The 4,597-nt window shown below is 74.2% G+C and carries 3 protein-coding genes and 1 pseudogene; 3 read left to right on the top strand and 1 reads right to left on the bottom strand.

Features of this window, described 5'->3' with window-relative positions:
• Positions 1–58: 58 nt before the first annotated feature.
• Positions 59–1,108 (bottom strand): annotated as a pseudogene (locus MTQ10_RS28170) (hypothetical protein); the annotation flags it as partial.
• A 221-nt stretch (positions 1,109–1,329) separates the two neighbouring features.
• Between MTQ10_RS28170 and MTQ10_RS28165 the strand changes: the two are divergent.
• The 3 genes from MTQ10_RS28165 to MTQ10_RS28155 are packed head-to-tail and all read left to right on the top strand — an operon-like array spanning position 1,330 to position 4,352.
• Entirely contained in the window at positions 1,330–2,169 is an 840-nt protein-coding gene (locus MTQ10_RS28165) for a Nif3-like dinuclear metal center hexameric protein (RefSeq protein ID WP_247473142.1), read from the top strand.
• Complete coding sequence (locus MTQ10_RS28160; protein ID WP_247473144.1) at positions 2,166–2,909, top strand: zinc ribbon domain-containing protein; 744 nt, start codon at positions 2,166–2,168, stop codon at positions 2,907–2,909. Before MTQ10_RS28165 ends, MTQ10_RS28160 begins: the two co-directional genes overlap by 4 nt.
• Positions 2,910–2,921: 12 nt before the next feature.
• Positions 2,922–4,352 (top strand): bifunctional RNase H/acid phosphatase, encoded by a 1,431-nt coding sequence (locus MTQ10_RS28155; RefSeq protein ID WP_247473131.1) that lies wholly within the window; start codon positions 2,922–2,924, stop codon positions 4,350–4,352.
• Positions 4,353–4,597: the final 245 nt, after the last annotated feature.

Genomic DNA, 4,597 nt, shown 5'->3' with positions numbered 1-4,597 from the left:
CGAAATGTCCACTTCTAGCTTCGTCGGCAGGTTCAGATGGTTATAAGAGACAGGTCTCCACCCGGGCCACCCCGCACGGCTCCTCCCCGGTCGCGTACGGCAGCAACAGCACGCCCTCCGCCGTGAACCGGCCCGCGCCGGTCAGCCAGCCCAGCGGGGCGGCCATGTGATGCACCTGCCGTTCGGCGGGCCGCCACACCCCGACCCAGCTGCCGAACGGCCCGTCCACGCGCAGCGCCACCGCGCAGCCCTCCGGCGTCAGCACCTGCTCGGGCTGGACGGCGAACGGCGTCACCGTGCAGTCGGGCATGCGCAGGCACTCCGGGAACCGCACCGGCAGCGAACTGCCCAGCACACCCCAGCCGAGCCGAGGCTCGCCGGGGGAGGGAGCGTCGGAGGCGACGACGAGCAGGCCGCTGTCGGGGTCGGCGAGCAGCAGCCGGTCGTCGCTGTTCTCGGCGATCTGCAACAGCGGCGACACTTCGCCGCCCCGCTCCAGGTGCACCACGACCGCCTTCGTACGGCCGCCGGTCTCCCGGTCCAGCACCAGCATCCGCCCGGCCCGGTCCAGCCACACGCCGCCCGAGCAGCGCCCGGGAACCTCGGCGACCCGTTCGGGCCCGAAGGAGCCGCCCGCCACCAGCCACACCGTGCTGGAGCGCGGGCCGACGGCGAGGGCGTACGCCCGTCCGCCGCACGGCGCCGGGGGCAGCAGCCGCAGCCGGGCGCCGTCGGCGGGAGGCTCGATCGCGCCGAGCGGCAGCTCACCGGTGCCGGGGCCGGTCGGGTAGAGGAGCGAGAAGGAGTGCCGGCCGGCGACCAGGCGGTGGATCAGCACCCGCCCGTCGCCCATGGGCTGCACCTCGGTGCCGGGCTCCTCGGGCTGGTTGCCGGGGAGCGGCACCGCGTACGGTTCGGGGCCGTCGAGGGTCCAGCGCTCCGGGAACAGGGCATCGCCCTGGCCGGCGAGCCGGGCGGCGTACCCGCCGTCCGCCGTCAGTACACAGCCCGGGGGTGGAGGGAAACTGTCCTTTTCCGCCGCGGCGGGGGATGGAGTTCCTCGCTGCTCGAACGTGATCGAGAGCTCGGGGGACGCACAGGCCGTCATCGTTCGGTCACCTCCGGCGACGAAGCTAGTTTTCGTACGCACGGGCGTGGCATCGCAGGACGGACCCTTCACACATAAGGGTGGCGCAGAAGCGATTCGCCTGAGGGGAGCGAGGCGGATGTGCTGTCCGGTTGTCCCGCCCCCGCCCGCATGCGCACAGTCCCGGGCACCGTTGGTCACGGCTGTACAGAGGGCCAGATCAGGCAGGTAGCCTTGCACCCGTGCCCCGTCTGTCTGAAGTCATCGCCGCGCTGGAGAACCTGTGGCCCGCCGAGCGGGCCGAGTCCTGGGACGCGGTCGGCACCGTCGCGGGCGACCCCGACCAGCAGGTCACGCGGGTCCTGTTCGCCGTCGATCCCGTGCGGGAGATCGTCGACGAGGCGGTGGAACTGGGCGCCGACCTGCTCGTCACCCACCACCCGCTCTATCTGCGCGGTACGACGACCGTGGCGGCGTCCACCTTCAAGGGCCGGGTCGTGCACACCCTGATCAAGCACGACATCGCCCTGCACGTCGCCCACACCAACGCCGACACCGCCGACCCCGGCGTCTCCGACGCCCTCGCCGGCGCGCTCGGCCTGCGTGTCGTACGGCCCCTGGTGCCGGACCCCACCGACCCGGCGGGCCGCCGCGGCCTGGGCCGGATCTGCGAACTGGACCGTCCGCTGCCGTTGCGAGAGTTCGCCGACCTGGCCGCCGCCCGGCTGCCCGCCACCGCGCAGGGCATCCGGGTGGCCGGCGACCCGGAGGCGACGATCCGCACGGTCGCCGTGAGCGGCGGCTCCGGCGACAGCCTCTTCGACGACGTCCGCGCGGCCGGCGTGGACGCCTTCCTCACCGCGGACCTGCGCCACCACCCGGCGTCGGAGGCCCGCGCCCACAGTCCCCTCGCGCTGCTCGACGCGGCGCACTGGGCCACCGAGTGGCCCTGGTGCGAGCTGGCCGCGAGCCAGCTCGACGAGATCTCCGACCGTCACGGCTGGAACCTGCGCGTGCACGTCTCCCAGACGGTCACCGACCCTTGGACCAGTCACTCCCCTTCACCTGGAGCCCCCAACTGAACGCCGCGCCCGCCGACCAGATCCGACTCCTCGACGTCCAGGCCCTCGACGTCCGCCTGCAGCAGCTCGCCCACAAGCGGAAGTCGCTGCCCGAGCACGCCGAGATCGAGTCGCTGACCAAGGACCTGACCCAGCTGCGCGACCTGCTCGTGGCCGCGCAGACCGAGGAGAGCGACACCGCCCGCGAGCAGACCAAGGCCGAGCAGGACGTGGACCAGGTGCGCCAGCGTGCCGCCCGCGACCAGCAGCGCCTGGACTCCGGCGCGGTCACCTCCCCGAAGGACCTGTCCAACCTGCAACACGAGATCGCCTCCCTCGCCAAGCGGCAGGCCGACCTGGAGGACGTCGTCCTGGAGGTGATGGAGCGCCGCGAGTCCGCGCAGGCGCGGGTGGCGGAGCTGACCGAGCGTGTCGCGTCCGTCCAGGCGAAGATCGACGACGCGACGGGACGCCGGGACGCCGCGTTCGAGGAGATCGACGGCGAGTCCGCGTCCGTCGCCAAGGAGCGTGAGGTCGTCGCCGCGTCCGTCCCCGCCGACCTGCTGAAGCTGTACGACAAGCTGCGCGAGCAGCAGGGCGGTATCGGCGCGGCCAAGCTGTACGCGCGTACCTGCCAGGGCTGCCGGCAGGAGCTGGCCATCACCGAGCTGAACGAGATCCGCCAGGCCGCGCCGGACGCGGTGGTGCGCTGCGAGAACTGCCGCCGCATCCTGGTGCGCACCTCCGAGTCCGGTCTGTAAGGAGCCTGTCGGGTGCGGGAGTTCATCGTCGAGGCGGACGGCGGGTCGCGGGGCAACCCGGGGCCCGCCGGCTACGGCTCCGTGGTGCGGGACGCGGCGACGGGCGAGACCCTCGCCGAGCGCGCCGAGTACATCGGCGTCGCCACGAACAACGTCGCCGAGTACCGCGGTCTGATCGCCGGCCTGCGCGCCGCACGCGAACTGGACCCGGACGCGCCGGTTCACGTGCGGATGGACTCCAAGCTCGTCATCGAGCAGATGTCGGGCCGCTGGAAGATCAAGCACCCCGACATGAAGCCCCTCGCGGCGGAGGCGGCGTCCGTCCACCCGCCCGGCCGGGTCACGTACGAGTGGATCCCGCGCGAGCAGAACAAGCACGCCGACCGCCTGGCCAACGAGGCGATGGACGCCGGCAAACGGGGCGAGCGGTGGCAGCCGTCCGCGTCCCGCGCCGGACTCGACCTCCCCGCCCCGTCGGGCCCGCCCGGCGACGCCACGGCGGGCGCGGCACGCGCGCGTGCGGCCCTCGCGGAGAGCCGCGCGGCCCGGCCGGAGACCCGGGACGAGGCGGTACGACAGCACGGAACCGGTGTACGGCAGCCGCAGGACGCCGCACGCCCCTCGGCGGCCCCCGCACCGCACCCGGCGGGCGCCTCGGGGCAGCCGCACCCGGCGGAGAAGCCCCGCGCGGACGTCCGCGCCGCCCGCACGGTGGCCGCCGGCTCCGCACCCGCGTCGGGGAATCCCGCCTCCGCCCCCTCCCCGGCCGTCTCCGCACCGGCCGTCTCCGCACCGGGCTGGAGCAGCGCTCCCGACCTCGGCGCCCCCGCCACCCTGGTCCTGCTCAGGCACGGGGAGACCCCGCTGACCCCGCAGAAGCGTTTCTCGGGCAGCGGCGGCACCGACCCGTCCCTCTCCGACATCGGCCGTGAGCAGGCGGAACGTGTCGCGGCGGCGCTCGCCCGGCGCGGCACGATCCAGCACGTCGTCACGTCCCCGCTGGCCCGCGCCCGGCAGACGGCCGGGATCGTCGCGGCCCGTCTCGGCCTGGAGGTCACCGTCGAGGACGGTCTGCGCGAGACGGATTTCGGTGCCTGGGAGGGGTTGACGTTCGGCGAGGTCCGCGAGCGCCACCCGGACGACCTGAACGCCTGGCTGGCCTCCCCGGAGGCCGCTCCGACCGGCGGCGGCGAGAGCTTCGCCGAGACCGCGGTCCGGATCGCCGCTGCCCGCGACAAGCTCGTGGCGGCGTACGCGGGCCGCACGGTCCTGCTGGTCACCCACGTCACCCCGATCAAGACCCTGGTCCGCCTCGCTCTGGGGGCGCCTCCGGAGTCCTTGTTCCGCATGGAACTGTCGGCGGCCTCGCTGTCGGTGGTGGCGTACTACGCGGACGGCAACGCGAGCGTGCGGCTGTTCAACGACACGTCGCACCTGCGCTGACCCCGGCCGGACCGCACCTGCCCGACCACGACGACCACCGGCCTCGGCGGCCCACCGGCCCTCGCCGGTGCACCGGCCCCCGGCAGCTCATGGGCGCAGGCCCATCGGGCCCTCGGCGGTCCACCGTCCTTCAACGGCCCACCGGCCGTCGCCGGTGCACCGGCCCCGGCATCTCATGGGCGCAGGCCCACCGTCCTTCGGCCGGCCCACCGGCCTCGGCGGCCCACCGGCCCTCAGCCCCGCCC

The organism is Streptomyces sp. XM83C, from assembly GCF_023072675.1.
Lineage (GTDB): Bacteria > Actinomycetota > Actinomycetes > Streptomycetales > Streptomycetaceae > Streptomyces > Streptomyces thermocoprophilus.
Note: the sequence above shows the minus strand (reverse complement) of the source record. Positions and strands in the feature narration are given on the sequence as shown.